18 protein-coding genes are annotated in these 18,935 nt (G+C 56.9%); 6 read left to right on the top strand and 12 right to left on the bottom strand.

What is annotated here, in order from left to right:
* Window positions 1-30: 30 nt before the first annotated feature.
* Genes flhB through B6S09_RS02675 form a run of 6 tightly spaced genes read right to left on the bottom strand, consistent with a single transcriptional unit; the run spans window position 31 to window position 4,204 of the window.
* Window positions 31-1,161, bottom strand: a complete 1,131-nt coding sequence (gene flhB, locus B6S09_RS02700; RefSeq protein ID WP_094276958.1) for a flagellar biosynthesis protein FlhB — start codon at window positions 1,159-1,161, stop codon at window positions 31-33.
* Window positions 1,162-1,941, bottom strand: a complete 780-nt coding sequence (fliR, locus tag B6S09_RS02695; protein ID WP_094276957.1) for a flagellar biosynthetic protein FliR — start codon at window positions 1,939-1,941, stop codon at window positions 1,162-1,164.
* A complete protein-coding gene (gene fliQ, locus B6S09_RS02690) occupies window positions 1,942-2,208 on the bottom strand; it encodes a flagellar biosynthesis protein FliQ (protein WP_094276956.1) in 267 nt (88 codons plus the stop codon).
* Window positions 2,209-2,940 (bottom strand): flagellar type III secretion system pore protein FliP, encoded by a 732-nt coding sequence (gene fliP / locus B6S09_RS02685; protein WP_094276955.1) that lies wholly within the window; start codon window positions 2,938-2,940, stop codon window positions 2,209-2,211.
* On the bottom strand, window positions 2,930-3,304 hold the full coding sequence (gene fliN, locus B6S09_RS02680) for a flagellar motor switch protein FliN (RefSeq protein WP_094276954.1): 375 nt from the start codon (window positions 3,302-3,304) through the stop codon (window positions 2,930-2,932). Before fliN ends, fliP begins: the two co-directional genes overlap by 11 nt.
* A gap of 18 nt (window positions 3,305-3,322) precedes the next feature.
* Window positions 3,323-4,204 (bottom strand): FliM/FliN family flagellar motor switch protein, encoded by an 882-nt coding sequence (locus tag B6S09_RS02675; protein ID WP_243832795.1) that lies wholly within the window; start codon window positions 4,202-4,204, stop codon window positions 3,323-3,325.
* A gap of 195 nt (window positions 4,205-4,399) precedes the next feature.
* Here B6S09_RS02675 and chrA point away from each other — a divergent pair, with 195 nt between their 5' ends.
* Window positions 4,400-5,530: a chromate efflux transporter gene (gene chrA / locus B6S09_RS02670; RefSeq protein WP_094276952.1), complete on the top strand. Its 1,131-nt coding sequence runs from the start codon at window positions 4,400-4,402 to the stop codon at window positions 5,528-5,530.
* Between the two features lie 107 nt (window positions 5,531-5,637).
* Here chrA and purT read toward each other — a convergent pair whose 3' ends face one another.
* The 6 genes from purT to B6S09_RS02640 form a co-directional block, all read right to left on the bottom strand.
* A complete protein-coding gene (gene purT / locus B6S09_RS02665) occupies window positions 5,638-6,819 on the bottom strand; it encodes a formate-dependent phosphoribosylglycinamide formyltransferase (RefSeq protein WP_094276951.1) in 1,182 nt (393 codons plus the stop codon).
* 50 nt (window positions 6,820-6,869) lie between these two features.
* Window positions 6,870-9,323 carry a heavy metal translocating P-type ATPase gene (locus B6S09_RS02660; RefSeq protein WP_094276950.1) on the bottom strand — a complete coding sequence of 818 codons (2,454 nt, stop codon included), beginning with the start codon at window positions 9,321-9,323 and terminating at the stop codon, window positions 6,870-6,872.
* A gap of 15 nt (window positions 9,324-9,338) precedes the next feature.
* Window positions 9,339-9,530 (bottom strand): heavy-metal-associated domain-containing protein, encoded by a 192-nt coding sequence (locus B6S09_RS02655; RefSeq protein ID WP_094276949.1) that lies wholly within the window; start codon window positions 9,528-9,530, stop codon window positions 9,339-9,341.
* A gap of 157 nt (window positions 9,531-9,687) precedes the next feature.
* Window positions 9,688-11,220, bottom strand: a complete 1,533-nt coding sequence (locus B6S09_RS02650; protein ID WP_094276948.1) for an EAL domain-containing protein — start codon at window positions 11,218-11,220, stop codon at window positions 9,688-9,690.
* A gap of 112 nt (window positions 11,221-11,332) precedes the next feature.
* Window positions 11,333-12,613 carry a 4-aminobutyrate--2-oxoglutarate transaminase gene (gabT, locus tag B6S09_RS02645; protein ID WP_094276947.1) on the bottom strand — a complete coding sequence of 427 codons (1,281 nt, stop codon included), beginning with the start codon at window positions 12,611-12,613 and terminating at the stop codon, window positions 11,333-11,335.
* A 22-nt stretch (window positions 12,614-12,635) separates the two neighbouring features.
* Window positions 12,636-14,099, bottom strand: coding sequence for an NAD-dependent succinate-semialdehyde dehydrogenase (locus B6S09_RS02640; RefSeq protein ID WP_094276946.1), 1,464 nt, complete (start codon window positions 14,097-14,099; stop codon window positions 12,636-12,638).
* A gap of 157 nt (window positions 14,100-14,256) precedes the next feature.
* Between B6S09_RS02640 and B6S09_RS02635 the strand changes: the two genes are divergently transcribed.
* The 5 genes from B6S09_RS02635 to B6S09_RS02615 all read left to right on the top strand — a co-directional run bounded on the left by B6S09_RS02635 (window position 14,257) and on the right by B6S09_RS02615 (window position 18,843).
* Entirely contained in the window at window positions 14,257-15,186 is a 930-nt protein-coding gene (locus tag B6S09_RS02635; protein ID WP_094276945.1) for a LysR family transcriptional regulator, read from the top strand.
* A 316-nt stretch (window positions 15,187-15,502) separates the two neighbouring features.
* On the top strand, window positions 15,503-16,510 hold the full coding sequence (dctP, locus tag B6S09_RS02630; protein ID WP_094276944.1) for a TRAP transporter substrate-binding protein DctP: 1,008 nt from the start codon (window positions 15,503-15,505) through the stop codon (window positions 16,508-16,510).
* 57 nt (window positions 16,511-16,567) lie between these two features.
* Window positions 16,568-17,101, top strand: a complete 534-nt coding sequence (locus tag B6S09_RS02625; RefSeq protein WP_094276943.1) for a TRAP transporter small permease subunit — start codon at window positions 16,568-16,570, stop codon at window positions 17,099-17,101.
* The gene (locus B6S09_RS02620; RefSeq protein ID WP_094276942.1) at window positions 17,098-18,414 is read left to right on the top strand and encodes a TRAP transporter large permease; all 1,317 of its coding nucleotides are present in this window, start codon (window positions 17,098-17,100) and stop codon (window positions 18,412-18,414) included. Before B6S09_RS02625 ends, B6S09_RS02620 begins: the two co-directional genes overlap by 4 nt.
* 6 nt (window positions 18,415-18,420) lie before the next feature.
* Window positions 18,421-18,843, top strand: a complete 423-nt coding sequence (locus B6S09_RS02615) for a universal stress protein (protein ID WP_094276941.1) — start codon at window positions 18,421-18,423, stop codon at window positions 18,841-18,843.
* Window positions 18,844-18,935 lie beyond the last annotated feature (92 nt).

Genomic DNA, 18,935 nt, shown 5'->3' with positions numbered 1-18,935 from the left:
CCAAGGCCTTTCCAGTTCACACTTCACCTCTTAATGTTGGTATTTCTTCGGAATCTGAAAATCGGGCAGGTCGCCAGGCTGACGGCCCCGCCCTTCACGCCAGGCCTTCAGCTGCAGTACATGAGTCAGTACATAGGCCATCGCGCTGTAAAGGCCCGCCGGTACCTGCTGATCCACCCGGGTGGAGTGATACAGGGCCCGGGTCAGGGGCGGCAGGCTGATAATGTCGAGATCGTGCAGCCGGGCCAGTTCGCGAATACGTGCGGCCAGGGCATCGGTGCCCTTGGCAATCACAAAAGGCGCTTCGGCACGCTCGGGATCGTACTTGAGTGCTACCGCATAATGGGTGGGATTGACGATCACCACGTCGGCGTCGGGCACCCGCTGCTCGATACGGCCGGTGGCCATCTGAAACTGAATTTGCCGGATACGCTGCTTTATTTCGGGGCGCCCTTCGGTATTTTTTTGCTCGTCTTTGACTTCCTGCCTGGTCATTTTCAGTTTCTGGTTCATCGACCACTTCTGAAAAGGCACATCGAGCAGCGCAATCACGGCCAGTGCCGCACACAGCGCCAGCACCGCAAGTATCAGCAGTCCCAGGCCCTGGCCAAAGCCGGTGACCAGCGGCATCCGGCCGAGAAACACCAGCCGCTCCCACTGACTGTAAAGCAGCACGGCCAGCGTGCCGCCCAGCAGCGTGACCTTGAGCATGGACTTGAGCAGCTCCACCAGCGTCTGCCTGGAGAACATACGCTTGAGCCCCGACAGCGGGTCAAGCCGGCTCAGCTTCGGCTGCAGGCTGTCCCAGGAAAACAACAACCCGCCAGGCACCAGCCCCGACAACATCAGCAGCACCGAAAGGGTAAGAAACACCGGCAACAGCGCCCACAGGGTGGCCATCAGCGCCAGCTCCAGCAGTTCCAGCATGTGCGCCGGCTCATGGGTGGCCACCGCCGGCAGTTCCATCGCCAGGGTAAACAAGCGGCGAAAAAAAGCCCCCAGTGCGGTCGTCTGCCACCACAACACCAGGCCGCCAAGAAACAACAGCACGACGGTATTGAGATCCTTGGAGCGGGCGACCTGACCTTCGCGCCGGGCCTTGCGCTTACGCTGCTCCGTGGGTTGTTCGCTTTTATCCTGAGAAGAATTCTGCCCGGCCATTTATGAGCCCCACTGGCGCATCAGTTCAAACACGTCCTGGCTGAATTCCAGATAACGCTGAGGAATGTTGGCCAGCATCAGCAATAACGACACCAGTCCCAGCATCATGGTCATGGGAAATCCCAGAGCAAAAATATTGAGTGAGGGCGCGCTGCGGTTCATGACACCGAAGGTGATATTGACCAGTAACATGGCGATGACCGCCGGTAACGCCAGTAGCAGCGCGGCGCCAAACATCCAGCCGGCCAGGTTGATCAACAGCGACAAATCCAGCTCAGTCAGGCTGTGGCCTACCGGCCAGCGGCGAAAGCTCTCCACAATGACATCCAGTGCCAGCAAGTGGCCATTCCAGGCCAGAAACAACAACGCCACAAATATCCACAGCAACTGCCCCAGCAAGGGTGCCGAACCGCCATTAACCGGATCATTCATCACCGCCATGGCCAGTCCCATCTGCATCGACAATATCTGCCCGGCCATGGTCACCACGGTGAACAACAGTTGCAGCATCAGTGCCAGCAAGGCCCCGAACAGCAATTGCTCCAGGGTGATGACCAGGGTGGCAAAGGAAAACGGGTCAACTTCGGGCCCCTTTGGCAACAACGGCATCAGCACCATGGCCAGCACAAAGGCGAACAGCAGCCGGATTTGCGGGCTCAGATGACCGTCACCGAACAAGGGTAGCACCCAGAAAAACGCCGCCAGCCGGCAAAAGGGCCACCAGCCCTTGCCTATCCAGGCCATCAGTTCGGGAGTGGTCAGACTGAGCAAAGGCGTCATTCAAAGACTTCCGGGAATAGTGGTAAAGAGCATGTCAAACAGCTCCATCAGCTCACGCAGCATCCAGTGGCCAGCAAAGATCAGCATCAGCAGGGTGACCAGCAGCCGGGGGAAAAAGCTCAGGGTCTGCTCCTGGATCTGGGTGGCCGACTGAATAATGCTCACCACCAGACCCACCACCATACCGGGAATAATCAACACACTGACCATGGCGATAATGGTCAGCACTGCCTGACTGATAATGTCTACTGTCTGTTCGGGGGTCATTCAGCCCCCGAAACTTCGTGCCAGGGTACCCACCGTCATCGCCCAGCCATCTACCAGTACAAACAGCATCAGCTTGAACGGCAGTGAAATCACCAGCGGCGACAGCATCATCATGCCCATGGCCATCAGCACACTGGCGACGACCAGATCGATCACCAGAAAGGGAATAAACAGCATGAAGCCGATCTGAAAAGCGGTCTTGAGTTCGCTCAGCACAAAGGCAGGGATCAATACCTCAAAGGGCACCTCTTCAGGGGCCATATCGGTAGGCTCCTGCGCAATGTTGAGGATCTGCTCCAGATCCGTTTCCCGGGTCTGGGCCAGCATAAACGTCTGCAGCGGGGCCTTGGCAGTCACCAGCGCCTGCTCAAAACCGATGCTGCCATTGTCGTAGGGCACAAAGGCGTTGTGGTAGATGTCCTGCCATACCGGCCGCATAATCAGCAGGGTCAGTGCCAGCGCGATACCGATAAGCACCCGGTTGGGCGGGCTCTGCTGAAGTCCCAGCGCCTGACGCAGCACCGCCAGCACCACGATAATACGGGTAAAACTGGTCAGCATCAGCAAGAACGCCGGCAGCAGCCCCAGAGCCGTCATCAGCAGCAAAATCTGAAGTTTCAGGCTGTATTCGGTGTTGCCGTCGGGGCCGGTGACCGTCAGCAACGGCATGTCAGCCAGGGCAACCCCCGGCAACAGTATTAACCCCAGCGCCAGCCAGAACTTATGTTTCATTCGCTCCCGCCTGGCTTGCGGGCCGGTTCACAATGCGGGTCAGCCGCACGCCGTAACGGCCATTGGCCACAACCACCTCACCCTGAGCCAGCAAGGCACCGTTTACCTTCACATCCAGCGGTTCTCCCACGGCCTTGTTCAGTTCAATCACGGCACCTTCACCGGCTTCCATCAGCTCACCCAGACTGACCTCGGCACTGGCAACCTCCAGCGTGACCTTGACCGGCAACTGCTGAAAATAATCCAGATCCCGGGTGTCCTGTGGGGCTGCCGCCACTTCCGGCTCCATGGCCACATCACTGAACAGACTGTCCAGATCATCGCCCGCCAGGAGGCCATTCTCTTCTTGTTGTATGTCGGTCATTTACCGCTCCGTAAATATTCAGTCTATAAATCCGTGACTGGCAAACACCAGCCTGCCATCACGCTCTGCCACCCGCCCTTTCAGCAGTGGCTGTTCCCCGGCCCGAGCCACCACTTCCTGCAGCAGATTAATGGGCAGCACGTCTCCTTCCCTCAGCCCGCTCACGTCTCCCAGCGGCAGCTCAAAGCTGGCCAGCGGTACCGATAGCCGGGTGGTCAGCCGGGGCAGCCTGGCGTTCAGGGCTGCAGACAGCCCCTCAATGGCCGGATCGGGCAAAGCTTCCGGCTCCTCGGCGGTCAACGCCGGAAGCACCAGCATCCAGCTCAGTTGCTGGCCGGCAAAACTGATCTCAAAAGCAAGGTGTGTCTGCGGTATAAAATCCGGTGCGCCGGCTTGCATGCCGGCATGACCGGACACCGCCTCCGGCAAGATTCGCGCCATCAGACCGTCTGCCAGCATCAGCAGCAGGCTGGATGCCAGCCTGCGCTCCGTTTCAGACACTGACCGCAATAACGCCGGAGTCTCGCCGGGCTGCCCGCCAAATGTCATTTCCGCCAGCCCGTACAGGGCACCATGTTCTATCTGCAAAGCCGCAGAGGGTTGCAGCCGGCCATTCCATTGATGTTCCATCACAAAATGCAGACGGTCCGTGTTGTGTTCCAACAGCTCCTGTAGCCGGCAGCTCAGGCTCAGATCACTGCGGTAAAGCATGGCTTCAAGCCGGCGACGCCAGCCATCCCGACATTCTTCTATGGCCTGAAGCAAGCGTTCCCGCTGCTGCTCCCGGGGAGACTCCTGTTGCAAAAAGTCATAAGGGGGAAAGCCCCCTTCCCCTGCAGGATGAATTTTTCCGCTGCCCGGTGCGCACGGAGTCTTTGCTGCCCGCTGCTTGTTGCTCACTGCCTTTTCCTCCAGGGCGGCCTGTACCACCTGAACTGCTGCCCGGCCGCCCGAATATGCGACAGGGCCCATTACCTTTAGCGTCACCCTGTAGCAAAAGTCGTTCCAACTTTACAAAAACAACAAAAAACCCATGTATAAACTGTCATACCGGGCAGGTATCATGGCCACATCCTTTTTCAAGCGGATTTCTGTATGCTCTCGGTGTTCTGGCAGTTCTTTATGCTGGGCTGGGTCAGTTTTGGCGGACCAGCGGCTCATATCGGTTATTTTCAGCGCCATTTCGTGCAAAAGCTGGGGTGGCTGCCCCAGGATCAGTTTGCCTCCACTCTAGCGCTGTGCCAGTTTCTTCCCGGGCCGGCATCCAGCCAGCTGGGCTTTGCCATCGGCTACCAGCGCGCCGGCCTCGGCGGTGCCATTGCTGCCTTTGCCGGATTTACCCTACCTTCCTTTTTGCTGATGCTGGCACTGGCACTGCTGGGGCAGCACTATGCCGGCTCGGCCGTGACCCTGGCGATAATCAATGGGCTGAAGCTGTTTGCACTGGTGGTGGTGGCCGATGCCGTGCTGTCCATGGCCGGACAGTTTTGCCGCAGCCGCCTGCCCCTGAGTCTGGCCGTGGGCACGGCTGCGCTGCTGTGGATCTGGCCTGGGCTGGCAGCCCAGTTTGCCGCCTTACTGACGGCCGGCATCACGGGTGCGCTTCTGCTTACCCCGGGAGGCGATAAAACGGCAAACAAGCCTCTGATTAACTGGCCGTTTTTATTGCTGTTTGCATTTTTGCTGGTGTTATTACCGCTGCTAGCTCCCCCGGGCTCGGCTGGCCTGTTTGCTGACTTTTATCAGGCCGGCAGCCTGGTGTTTGGCGGTGGCCATGTGGTGCTCCCCCTGTTGCAGAACCTGCTCGCCGGTGAGCTCTCGAATAATGCCTTTCTGACCGGCTACGGTGCTGCTCAGGCCATGCCCGGCCCCATGTTCAGCCTGGCGGCTTTTCTGGGCGCAGAGCTACTGCCGGCCAGCCCTCTGCAGGGAGCGCTGGTCGCTACCTTCGGGGTGTTTTTGCCGGGCTTTTTGCTGGTGCTGGCGTTTATCAATGGCTGGCAGACGCTGGCTGCCAATCCGCGTATGGCTGGTGCCATTGCCGGTATTAATGCCGCTGTGGTGGGGCTGCTGCTGGCGGCGCTGTATCAGCCGGTGTTCGTGGCCAGCGTGACCGGCGCACCGGCCCTGGCCGCAGCGGCCCTAGGCCTGCTGGCACTGAGGGCATTCCGTTGTCCGCTGCTGCTGCTGATCCCGGCCTTTATGCTGCTGGGATTCTGGCTCTAACCCGTTCAGCCTCAATAACCTCAGACCATAAAAAATCCGGCAAACCCTCAGGGCGTGCCGGATTTAATGGATTGCCACCTGCGCGGCAATGACCACCTGAATTCCTGTTAGAACGTTACCTTGACCGCCTCGGCGGCACGGCGGGCCTGGTCACGGGCACCGTCGATGCTGTCACCCAGGGCCAGGGCCACGCCCATGCGGCGGCGACCGTTGATCTCCGGTTTACCGAACAGGCGCAGATCGGTATCAGGCTGTGCCAAAGCCTCAGCCAGGTTGCCAAAGGTGGTTTGGACTGACTCACCCTCCGGCAGGATCACCGCTGAGGCCGCCGGTCCATACTGACGGATAGCAGGGACAGGCAGGCCGAGAATGGCCCGGGCATGCAAGGCAAACTCCGACAGGTTCTGGGAAATCAGCGTAACCATACCGGTGTCATGAGGCCGGGGCGACACTTCGCTGAACAGCACTTCATCTCCGCGAATAAACAGCTCTACGCCAAACAAGCCACGACCGCCGAGGGCCGCGGTAATTTTTTCGGCCACTTGCTCTGCCGCCGCCAGCGCCGACGGGCTCATCGCCTGAGGCTGCCAGGATTCACGATAATCACCATCCACCTGAATATGACCGATGGGTGCGCAAAAGCTGGTGCCGCCGGCATGACGCACGGTAAGCAAGGTAATTTCGTAGTCGAACTGAACAAATCCTTCCACTATCACCCGGCCGCCACCGGCACGGCCGCCTTCCTGGGCGTAGTGCCAGGCGGCATCGATATCGGCCTCGGCTTTAACCGTGCTCTGCCCCTTGCCGGACGAGCTCATGATCGGCTTGACCACGCAGGGCAGGCCAATCTCAGCCACGGCGGCACGAAACTCCTCCAGCGTGCCGGCAAAGCAGTAGGGAGAAGTGGACAGCCCCAGCTCTTCCGCCGCCAGCCGGCGAATGCCTTCCCGGTTCATGGTGAGCTGAGTGGCCCGGGCGGTGGGCACCACGGTAAACCCTTCCTGCTCAAGCTCAGCCAGGGTATCGGTGGCGATGGCCTCAATTTCGGGCACAATCAGATCTGGTTGTTCTTGCTCAATCACGGCGCGCAGGGCTGCACCATCAAGCATGGAAATCACGTGAGCGCGGTGGGCCACTTGCATGGCCGGCGAGTTGGGATAACGGTCCACGACGATCACTTCAACGCCAAGGCGCTGCAGTTCGATCACCACTTCCTTGCCCAGCTCACCGCCACCGCACATCAAAACCCGGGTGGCAGTTGCCGAGAGGGGGGTACCCAGAGTTGTCATAACGGAGTCCTGTTTTATGGGAAAGCGCGCATTATAACAACTCCGGTCTTTTATGTGCTCCTGAACCGCTTCAGCCGCAGCGCATTACTCACTACAAATACACTGGAAAGCGCCATGGCACCGGCTGCCAGCATGGGCGACAGCAACAGCCCAAACGCCGGATAAAGCACTCCGGCCGCCACCGGAATAAGGCACACATTGTAGGCAAAGGCCCAGAACAGGTTCTGGCGAATGTTGCGCAGTGTGGCCCGGCTGATGGCCAGAGCCTGAGGCACGGCGCGCAGGTCACCACGCATTAGTACAACCTGAGCTGCCTCAATGGCAATGTCGGTACCGGTGCCAATGGCCAGGCCAACGTCTGCTGCCGCCAACGCCGGCGCATCGTTGATGCCGTCCCCTACAAACGCCACAGCACCGTGCTGCTTGCGCAGATGTGCCAGAGCCGCCACCTTGCCATCGGGCATAACTTCGGCTTCCACCGCATCAATGCCCAGTTGCCTGGCAATGGCATTGGCCGTTCCTGCGTTATCACCGGTAATCATCGCCACTTTCAGTCCCTGTTCATGCAGGGCGGCAATGGCGGCGGGCGTGCCTTCCTTTACTCTGTCTGCCACCGCCAGCACCGCAGCCGGTTTACCGTCGATGGCAGCATACAAGGGAGTTTTACCCTCACCGGCAAGCTGACTGGCGAGATTGGTAAACTCGGACAGATCCATATTCAGGGACTTCAGGTAGCGATCGGCTCCCACATTCACCCGCATACCACCTGCCTTTGCCGTTACCCCCATACCGGTCACGGTGTCGAACTCACTGACCTCAGGCAGATTCAGGTTGCGCTCTTGTGCCGCCGCCATCAGTGCCTCGGCGATGGGATGCTCAGAGCGCTGCTCTACCGCCGCGATCAATGCCAGTACCCGATCCTGGTCTTGTCCTGAGCTCACATGCAGATCGGTCAGTTCGGGTTTGCCCTCGGTGAGCGTACCGGTTTTGTCAAAGGCAATCACCTTGACCGCGCGCAGTCCTTGCAGTGCTTCCCCCTTGCGGAACAAGACCCCCAGCTCGGCCGCACGACCGGTCCCGACCATGATGGAAGTCGGCGTCGCCAGGCCCATGGCGCAAGGACAGGCGATAATCAGCACCGCCACCCCGTTTACCAGCGCAAAGCTGAGCGCCGGAGCCGGCCCCTGCCACCACCAAAGCACAAAGGTCAGCAGCGCCAGGCTCATCACCACCGGCACAAACACTCCGGTGACTTTATCGACCAGCGCCTGAATGGGCAGCTTGGCCCCCTGGGCCTGCTCCACCATCCGAATGATTTGGGCAAGCCTGGTTTGTTTGCCTACCTGCGTGACTTCTACCAGCAAGGAGCCCTTGTTGTTGACGGTACCGCCGGTGACTTCATCCCCCTCTCCCTTGGCAACCGGTGCCGGCTCACCGGTCAGCATGGACTCATCCACCCATGAAGAACCGTCTATTACGGTGCCATCCACCGGAATACGTTCGCCAGGGCGTACCCGTACATGGTCTTTGACTTTTACTCGCTTGAGAGGAATGTCTTCGGTGCTGCCATTTTTCTCGACCCGGGCCGTGGGGGCCTGCAGACTAAGCAGCTTTTTAATGGCTTCACCGGTGCGCCCTTTTGCCCGGGCCTCAAGAAAGCGCCCCAGCAAAATGAGTGTAACGATCACCGCCGCCGCTTCAAAATAAACCTGACGGCTGCCCTCCGGTAACCAGTGACCGGAAAAAGTAGCCACGGTGGAGTAACCCCAGGCCGCCAATCCGCCCAGCGCAACCAGAGAGTTCATCTCCGGCGCACCGCGCAGCAGTGCCGGCAGCCCTTTCTTCAGGAACAGCAAGCCCGGACCAAACAGTACCAGGGTGGCCAGCACAAACTGAAGTTGCCAGTTGAGAGACTGCCCCAGCGTACGCTCCACCCATGCATGCATGCCGGGCACAAAATGGGAGCCCATTTCCAGCACAAACACTGGCAGAGTAAGCAGGGCCGACAGCAACAATGAACGCTTCAGTGATACCAGCTCCCGATTGCGCTCATCACTTTCGTTATTTTCGCTCTGCTCGTCGACAGCTTCAGCACTGAAGCCGGCTTTTTCCACCACAGTAATCAGCGCGTTGATATCCTGACTGCCCGAGAGCAACGCTACATATGCCCGCCCGGCGGCCAGATTAACATTGGCGGACAGTACGCCGGGCAGACGGCTTAACACCTTTTCCACCCGGCCGGTGCAGGACGCACAGCTCATGCCGCCAATCACCAGCTCCGTTTTCTCCACCGGGCTCCGGTAACCGGCTTTTTCCACCGCCGCCACCAGTTCAGCGGTGGCAAGGCCCTTATCCAGCACCAGCTCGGCACTGCCGGACGCCAGATTAACACTGGCCGAGTGCACGCCCTGCACACCGTTCAGGGCCTTTTCGACCCGGGACACGCAGGAGGCACAACTCATCCCCTCAATGGGCAGACGAAGTTCCGTTGTGTTTGTGCTCATGACTGCCTCCGCTGTTTATTCGCAGCTGTAGCCGGCATCACTCAACGCCTCGACAATGTCTTCTCGAGGCAGAGTGGAACTGATGCTCACCTTGCGGCTGGCCAGTTCAAAGTTCAGTTCACAGTCCGGATCCAGCCCGGTAAGAATGCCGGAAATCACGCCCACACAGTGGCCGCAGGTCATGTCGGGAACGGTAAGGGTCAGCATGGTTTTATCTCCTGATTAAGTGTGACACTCTTACTTTGAACCCTGACACAGGGGGAAGGTCAAGCCCAAAAAGCTGCATCGTTTAAGATGTCCGGCATTTTTTATGAGCGAGCCACCAAACACCACCTTTACCTGATGTTTTAATTGGGAAAAAGGTTCAAAATGCTCCCCGTTCCCGCAGCATCAATATCCCGGAAATAGGCATGGGCCGATAAAATACGTAACCCTGAATAAGGAAGACCTGGCGCTGAGCCAGGTAAGTGATTTGAGCCGGTGTTTCCACTCCCTCCGCGATCACCGTCATATTCGTCTGATGAGCAGAAGAAATGATGGAGTCCAAAACGCTACTCTTGACATCATTGGTACCAATCGTATCAATAAACATTTTATCTATTTTGATGCCCTCTATGCTCAGCTGCTGCAGATAAACAAAACCACCATAGCCTGTGCCGAAGTCATCAATTTTGAACTGGTAGCCTCGCTTAATCAGTGAACTAATATGTCTGTCCGCATGATGCAGACTCTTTATCGGTGTCCGCTCTGTCAGCTCAAACTTAATACGATCCGGCCAAGGCCAGTTCCGCGCCTGCAGCCAGCGCACCAGACAATCCGTTTCCACATGTTCAGCCACTAAATTAATGCTGACCCAGTGCGCAGTATCAAGCCGCTCAAGATCATCAAGCACACGACGCAGCAACTGCATGGTAATTTCTACTATCAGCCCCTCACTTTCCGCGACCGGAATAAACTGATCCGGTGGTATTAACTCACTTCCCTTTTGCCAGCGAACCAGTACCTCATATCCCACAATACGCTGACTTCTGCTATCTACCACCGGCTGATAATAGGGAATAAATCCGCCATCCTTAATCCCTTGCTCAATAAGACCGCGAAGCGTGTTCCGGTAACGACGAAAATAGAGGTAACCTGCCGCCAACACTGTTCCCAGAGCCAGACTGATCACACAACCCCACCACCATAGTAAACCGTGAGCATGGTTACGTAATGCCTGCCCGCCCCATAACTGCTGCACGCTGGCCACAAGAGGCTGGCTCTGATGAATAAAATCTTGCTGTATCAACAGCGAAGCATCTTCATTGGGGATAGCAGGGTTGCCGCGCTGAAGAGTGTCCAGCCTGGTGCCAGTGTAATCGAAGGAAAGGTAAAAACAGTCGCTACAAGGTGTTTCGAGCAGCTCCCTGCTCCAGCTGCTGTCCAGTACCCAGAACACCACATTCCCCTGCTGCTGATAGTGCACCAGCAACTCACTCTCCGTACCTGCATATAGGGGAGTATTCAACAAAGTAAATCCGTCAGATGCCGGGCTTTGAATGTACTTGTTATCAACAGCCAGCCCGACACTCGAACAACTGATATTCAGAGCATTTTTTATACCGATAAGACGTATATAGCGACTGTAATATTGAGGAGCACGCAACAGTTGCATATCTTGTTCACTGCAATCAAATTTCAACCCGGCAAGTTGCGCCATAATGGTACGATCAAGCGCACTCGCCCGACGTTCCAGATAAGAATCAATCTCCTGCATTTTTTGCTGCAATAAATACTTGGTCAGCGGCGTGACCAATATCGGCACGCTCAGCGCCAGAAACAAGAAAGGCAGTAACATGAGAACCAATGCGACTTTCAATGAACGAAAAGCAGCCACCACTGAAACCCCACCATTCATGAACACTCGGCTCACTTTAACAGCCAACAAGCACTTGCAGGTACATTCATGAAACAAAAAAGGCGGGCACATGGCCCGCCAAAACTACTTTGACATCGACGTATCTACCGGCTCAGACGAGCTCGGCAAGCACCTGCTCAAGCAGATCCAGACCTTCACTGACCACCTCCTGCGGTGAAGTCAGGGCCGGCAGGAAACGGATAACGTTGCCGCGAACACCGCAAGACAACAAAATCACGCCCTTTTCGATCCCCTTGGCCACTATCGCTTTGGTCAGTTCAGGGTTTGGCTGATCCACATCCCCATTGTGCACCAGCTCCATCGCCACCATGGCACCCAGGTTGCGCACCTGGCCGATATGGTGAGGATATTTGGCCTGCAGTTCACTCAGGCGCTTGTTCATCAGCTCACCCAAGGCCAGGGCCTTGTTGCACAGCTGTTCTTCTTCAATGATCTTCAGTACTTCCAGGCCAGCAGCACAGGCCAGCGGGAAGGCCGCATAAGTACCACCCAGGCCACCCGGGTTGGCTGCGTCCATGATCTCAGCCTTGCCCACCACGGCTGACAGCGGGAAACCACCGGCAATACCCTTGGCCATGGTCATCAGATCCGGCTCAATGCCGGCATATTCGGTGGCGAACAGCTTGCCGGTACGGGCAAAACCGGTCTGAATCTCATCGCAGATCAGCACAATGCCGTGCTGATCGCAGATCGCGCGCAGCTTTTGCAGGAAAGAAGCCGGGGCCTGATAGAAACCACCCTCGCCCTGTACCGGCTCGATGATCAGTGCTGCTACTCGTCCCGGCTCAATATCACAGTGAAACAACTCATCCAGGGCCTTGAGGGACTGCTCCTCGGTCACACCGTGATAAGCGTTCGGATAAGGCAGGTGATAGATCTCGCCCGGGAAAGGACCAAAGCCGGCTTTATAGGGTGCAACCTTGCCGGTCAGCCCCATGGACAGATTGGTACGGCCGTGAAAACCACCATTAAAGGCAATCACGCCGCTGCGCTTGGTATGAGCACGCGCAATTTTTACCGCATTTTCTACCGCTTCGGCACCGGTGGTGACAAAAATGGCCTTTTTGGCGCTGTCGCCCGGAGCCAGCTTCACCAGACGCTCGGCCAGCTCAACCGCACTCTCATAAGGAGTGACCATGGCACAGGTGTGACTGAAGCGCTGCAGCTGCTCGTTGACCGCAGCTACAATACGCGGATGGCTGTGTCCGGTGTTAACCACAGCAATACCGGCGGCGAAGTCGATAAAGCGGTTGCCTTCTACGTCCCAGATTTCATTGTTCAGGGCACGGTCGACGTAAACAGGGGCCATGTTGCCCATGCCGCGGGCAAAGACGGCATCTTTGCGTTGCTGGAGTTGCTGGTTCTTGCTCATGATATTTCTCCTTTAAAACGGCTCAGCGAATGCCGCCCATGCACAGGTATTTGGTTTCCATATAATCGGCCAGGCCTTCGGCGGAGCCTTCACGGCCCAGACCCGACTCTTTCACGCCGCCAAAGGGGGCAATCTCGTTGGACAAAATGCCTTCGTTAATGCCGATCATGCCGTATTCCAGCTGCTCGGCGACGCGCCAGATACGGCTGTGGCTCTCGGTATAAAAATAAGCGGCCAGACCGTAAGGGGTATCGTTGGCAATGGTCACGGCTTCTGCTTCATCACTGAAACGAATGACCGGTGCAACCGGACCAAAGATTTCCTGGTTGGCAATAGCCATTTGCTGGGTTACGTCCCCCAGGATGGTCGGCTCAAAGAACAGCTCGCCGGCCTCATGGCGATGTCCACCGGTGATCAGGGTGGCACCTTCGCTCTGGGCCGCATCTACCATGCCAGCAATTTTGTCGACGGCAGCCTTGTTGATCACAGGACCAAGGGTAGTCGCAGCATCGAGACCATTACCGATAACAAACTTCTCTACTTCAGCCTTGAAGCGGGCCATAAATTCATCGTAAATGCCGTCCTGCACCAAAATACGGTTGGCGCACACACAGGTCTGACCGGCATTGCGAAACTTGGAAATCACTGCCCCGGTCACGGCCGCATCGAGGTCGGCATCGTCAAACACGATAAAGGGCGCATTCCCACCCAGCTCCAGACTGAGCTTTTTCACAGTGTCGGCGCTCTGACCATAGAGCAGCTTGCCTACACGGGTAGAGCCGGTGAACGACAGCTTGCGTACCCGAGCATCGCTGGTCAGTACATTACCCACTGCCGCCGCCTGGCTGGATGTCACCATGTTAATCACGCCGGCAGGAATGCCCGCCTGCTCGGCCAGGGCCATCAGCGCCAGCGCAGAGAATGGAGTTTCTTCCGACGGCTTGACCACGGTGGTGCAGCCAGCCGCCAGTGCGGGTGCCAGCTTGCGGGTAATCATGGCGTTGGGGAAGTTCCAGGGGGTAATCGCTGCCACTACACCAATGGGCTGCTGAATGCTCAGCGCCCGCTTGTCACCGGTAGGTGCGGAAAATACCCGACCATAGGCTCGCTTGGCTTCTTCGGCATACCACTCAATGTAGGAGGCTCCGTACAGTACCTCCCCCCGGGTTTCGAACAACGGTTTGCCCTGCTCCTGAGTCATCAGCCGGGCCAGATCTTCTTTATGTTCAATGATCAGATCAAACCAGTCCCGCAGCAGGCGAGCACGTTCTTTCGGATTAAGCGCACTCCAGGCCGGAAGAGCCCGGCTGGCGGCCTCGATGGCGGCACGGGTTTCGGTTTCTCCCATGTCAGGCACCTGGCCCAGTTGTTCGCCGGTGGCAGGGTTATATACAGAAATGGTGTTACCGCCGTCGGCCTGACACCAGCGACCGTCAATATAGCCGCTTTCCCTTACCAGGGTACTGTTCACTGCAGAAATGCTCATAGTAGCTGCCTCATCTTGATTCCATCCTCGCCCGCAAGTCCAATTGCCGTGAGCAGCGCCACAACGGCACGGGCCACTGTTTGACAACATGCTAGCCCCCGGCGCAAAGTCCGGTAAATTATCTCCTATCAACATATACATTGAGGCAGTTCAAACTATGAGCCAAACCAACCGACCTGTTCTCAGCCAGATTGGTGATTATGAAATTCGTCTGCTGAAGCTGTTTAAAACCGTGGTTGAGTGCGGCGGATTTTCCGCCGCGGAAACCGAGCTGAATATCAGTCGTTCCACCATCAGCGTACACATGGCCAATCTGGAAAGCCGGCTAAAACTAAAACTGTGCCGGCGTGGCCGCTCAGGTTTTTCCCTCACTGATGACGGCGAAGTCATTTACGACTCCACCAAACGGCTGTTCAGCCGGCTGGAGGAATTTCGCTATACGGTGAACGAACTGCACGAACAGCTGAGTGGCGAACTGAAAATTGTGTCCAGTGACAGCATCTGGCTGGAAGATGAATTTTCCATGGTGAAGGTATTTTCTGCACTGGGAGAACAGGCCCCGGATGTCAATGTCAGTGTCGATGTCGCCTACATGGGCGAAATTGAGCGCCGGGTGCTGAGTGACGAGGCCGATATCGGCTTTATCCATTATCACCGGGATCTGGAAGGGCTGGACTATCATCACCTGTATCAGGTGCGCTGTTTTCTGTATTGCAGCGATCGTCATCCGTTGTTTGCCGAGCAGGACGATGATGTCATCACCGAGCGGCTGCCCGAATTCAAACTGATCCACCCCGGCATTCATACCAACCCGGAAACCAGCGCCCAGCTGGCAGGCATGAAGCTGGCTGGACGCGCCTATCATTATGAGCCTCGTGCCGCCCTGATTTTATCGGGCCAGTACATCGGCTTTTTGCCCGAAAGTTACGCCCGCCGCTGGGTGGACAACGGTCGCCTGCGCCCCCTTCTGCCCCGCCAGAAAACGCATTTGCTGGGTATTTCCGCCATTACCCGCAGCCACGGCCGCCAGAGCCGCATACGGCAGTTGTTTCTGCAGTTGATTAAAGACCAGCTGAGCCAAGGCTGATGCTCCGCCCCTCCCCCTTGCTCAAGGGGGAGAACAGCCCGCAACCCGCAACCGTTACCTTGTCTGACAACAGCGTAACAGTATGATCACACTCACAGTTCCCACCTTTGATTCTGCTGTAATTCCTCTTTTAAATAGTGCTAACCACTGTATACACAAGGACTTTCCGGCTTTGTTTGATTCTCATCAAACTCAAGTTTCGCTTTCGTGCATTTAACCGGACGTTAACCTGACGCAGACTTTATATCGTCAAGTTTAATCTCACCTCGGGCCAGACCCGACATCAATGGAACGTGATAACACAAGGGACTAACACATGAACAGACTCTGGAGCACTGCCCGCACCAAGATTGCCGCCTCGCTGATTGCCGTTGCCGGCATGGGGGCCACCATGGAAGCCATGGCCGCCGATGTCACCTGGCGTTTTACCAACCTTTATTCCCGCGGTACCGCCTTTGGTGATGTATACCAGTCTTTTGCCGACAAGATAGAAGCCGATTCTGACGGCCGCATGAAAATCAATATGCTTTATGCCGGCGAAGGCGTCGACACCAAAGGCATTATCAGTGCCACCAAGTCCGGCCTGCTGGACATGGCCGCGCCTTTCCAGCCCATGCATGCCGGTGAAATTCCTTTCGGTGTCGTTGAAGTCGGGTTACCTGGATCCAATGGCAGCCTGGAAGAGCTGAACCAGCTGTTTTATGAAAAAGGCTGGAGTGACGTACTGACTGAAGCCTACGACCGTCATAACCTGGTCTGGCTGGCTCCCTACTTTCAGCCCGGTGTCTATGTGATCACCAAAGAAAAAATTGAGTCGATAGAAGACTTCAAGGGTCTGAAAATCCGTGCTCCTGGTGCCTACGGCCGCTTCTTCCGTGAGCTGGGTGCGTCTCCGGTTAACCTGGCCTGGGGGGAAACCTATACCAGTCTGGCCACCGGCGTCATTGACGGCACCATCGGTTCCAACCTGATTGACCATCGCGACGGCAACTTTGCCGAAGTAGCCAAGTTCATGTACCCGCTGCCGGTATCCAGTGCCCAGGCACTGCCGGTACTGGTGAACAAGAACGCCTGGAAAAAACTGCCGGACGATCTGAAGGAAGTGGTACGCAACGCCGCCAAATGGCATGCCGAGCAGCAGGCAGAAAAGTCTGCCCTGTGGGAAAAAGAAGCCGTGGCCGATATGGAAAAGCAGGGCCTGACCTGGAGCCCGGATGCCTCCGATGCCGATCAGGCCAAATGGCGTGACGCCGCCGAAGCCGTTTGGGCCCACTACGGCAAAACCGATAAATACAGCTCCCGCCTCGTTGAGCTGATGAAGTAAGCCTTATCACTGCCCCGCGCTGCGGGGCAGCCTGCATAACAATCACCCGGACGTATCATGAAAACACTGCTTAGTTTCTGGTGCAGAGGCGTCGGCTGGCTGGTATCTGCTACCAGCCATACCATTTCTCTGGCGTTACCCTTGCTGGCAGGCACCGTCGCTTTTGAGGTGTTCTCCCGCTATGTACTGGATCGCCCCACCCTCTGGGCCTACGACGTTTCCCTGTTTTTATTTGGTTACATCGGTGCCTTGTGCGGTGCCCATGCCCAGCTGAAAAAATCCCATATCAACGTCGATATTGTCTATCTGGCGGTATCCCAACGCTGGAAAAATGTCTTTGATCTGCTGGCCAATACCCTCGGGGGCTTCTTTTTGCTGGTCATTGCCACCAAGGGTTGGGAAAAGGCAGTGGAAGCACTGGAATTTGGTTATACCCGGCAGTCGGAATGGGCACCGTCCATCGCCCATTTCTGGATTATGGTGACCGTCGCCGCCGTGCTGTTTTTAATGCAGCTGTCGGCAGACATGATTAAAGATACCTGGCAACTGGTCACCGGTGATCCCCTGCTGAATGAGGAAGAACAAGCATGAGTATTGAACTGATCACCGGCCTGCTGCTGCTGGGCGTACTGGTGTCTTTTATCATGGGGGCTCAGGTGGGCCTGGCATTGGGCGGTGTAGCCATGTTGCTGGGCTATGCCACCTGGGGAGACGGAATTTTCAACATTGTGCCCACCACCATTGAAAGCACGCTGTTCAGCTTTGTGCTGCTGGCCATTCCCCTTTACATCTATATGGGACAATTACTGACCCGCTCTGGCATTGGTGATGCCATGTTCAAGGCCAGCCAGCTGGTGATTGGTCGCATTCGCGGCTCACTGGCCATCAGCGTGATTGGCGTCTGCTCCATGATCGGTGCCATGGTCGGCATTATTGGTGCCGGCATCATGACCTCGGGCAGCATTGCCCTGCGTCCCATGCTGGAGCGCGGCTATGACAAAAAGCTGGCCCTTGGAGTAATCATGGCCGGCGGTGGTCTGGGCATTCTTATTCCGCCCAGCATTCCCATGATTTTATTCAGTTCTACCACACAGAACTCGGTGGGCAAAATGTTTATCGGTGCCCTGATACCGGCGCTGATTTCGATCACTGTCATGGTGCTGTATGTGGTGATCTCCTGCAAACTCAACCCCAGCCGCGCCCCCATGGGCCACGCTCTGGATGTACCCAAGAATAACCGCGAAAAGTTAATCACCCTGCGTGATGGCTTTCTGGCCTTGGGGCTGATTGCTCTGGTGCTCGGCAGCATTATCAGTGGCATAGCCACCCCCACCGAGTCTGGTGCAATTGGTGTGGTGGGTGCCCTGTTGCTGGCCATTCTTTACCGTCGGTTCAAACTAAACATGATGAAGCGCTCCGGTGCCGAGACCGCCCTGCTGGTCAGTGTGGCTATCTGGATTGTGATGGGTGCCTCGGTGTTCAGCAACTTTCACCTGCTGATGGGCGTGCAGGGCATGGTGGCGGATTTTGCCTCCGGCCTGGACCTGCCCCCCATCGCCATTATCATCATGATGCAGGTGGTAATGCTGCTGCTCGGTTTTATCATCGATGAGATGATCATCGTGCTGATCTGTGCCCCGCTGTTCACCCCCATTGCCGTGAGCCTGGGCTACGACCCCATCTGGTTCGGTATTCTGATGATTCTGAATATCGAGATTGCGGTGCAGACGCCCCCCTACGGCTTCGCGCTGTTCTATCTCAAGGGCATAGCCCCTCCCGGCGTCACCATGATGGATATTTACAAGTCTATTCTGCCTTTTGTGGCGCTCAAGCTGGGCGTGCTGATCCTGTGCATGCTGGTACCGGAAATCGTGACCTGGCTGCCCAACAAACTAATGGGGTAACGACTGATGTTCAAAGAGATACTGCTGCCGCTGGATTTTGAGCACGAGAACCTGTCCGCACAGGTGGTGGAGTCAGCACTGCAGCTGTGCCACCCCGAAGGCCGGATTCACCTGCTGTATGTGAATCCGTCCCGGGTGCATCATGCCGCGGCCCCGTTTTACTCCAAGGAACTGCTGGAGAAACAAGACGAAGCCATCAGGGCACAGCTGGATGAATTTATGCAGACGCATATCCCCGACGAGCATCGCGGCCGTCTGGAAGTGCGTCACGGCGTGGTGTATGACACCATTCTGGCCCGGGCCAAGAAGCTGGCTGTCAATTTAATTATCATGCCCGCTTCACGTCCGGGAGCCGAAACCTACCTGCTCGGCTCCAACTCATCAAAAGTGGTTCGCCACGCCGACTGTGCTGTTCTGGTAGTAAGGTAACGGACACTAGGCTCCTGCTGCCGCGGGAGCCTGGTGCCAACGGAAGCGGCACCACAGCAATGGTGGAAAAGCTACTGACCTGACCGCAGAAT

Source organism: Oceanimonas baumannii (assembly GCF_002245495.1).
GTDB lineage: Bacteria > Pseudomonadota > Gammaproteobacteria > Enterobacterales > Aeromonadaceae > Oceanimonas > Oceanimonas baumannii.
The sequence above is the reverse complement of the archived record's forward strand: the minus strand, read 5'-3'. Positions and strand labels throughout refer to the sequence as shown.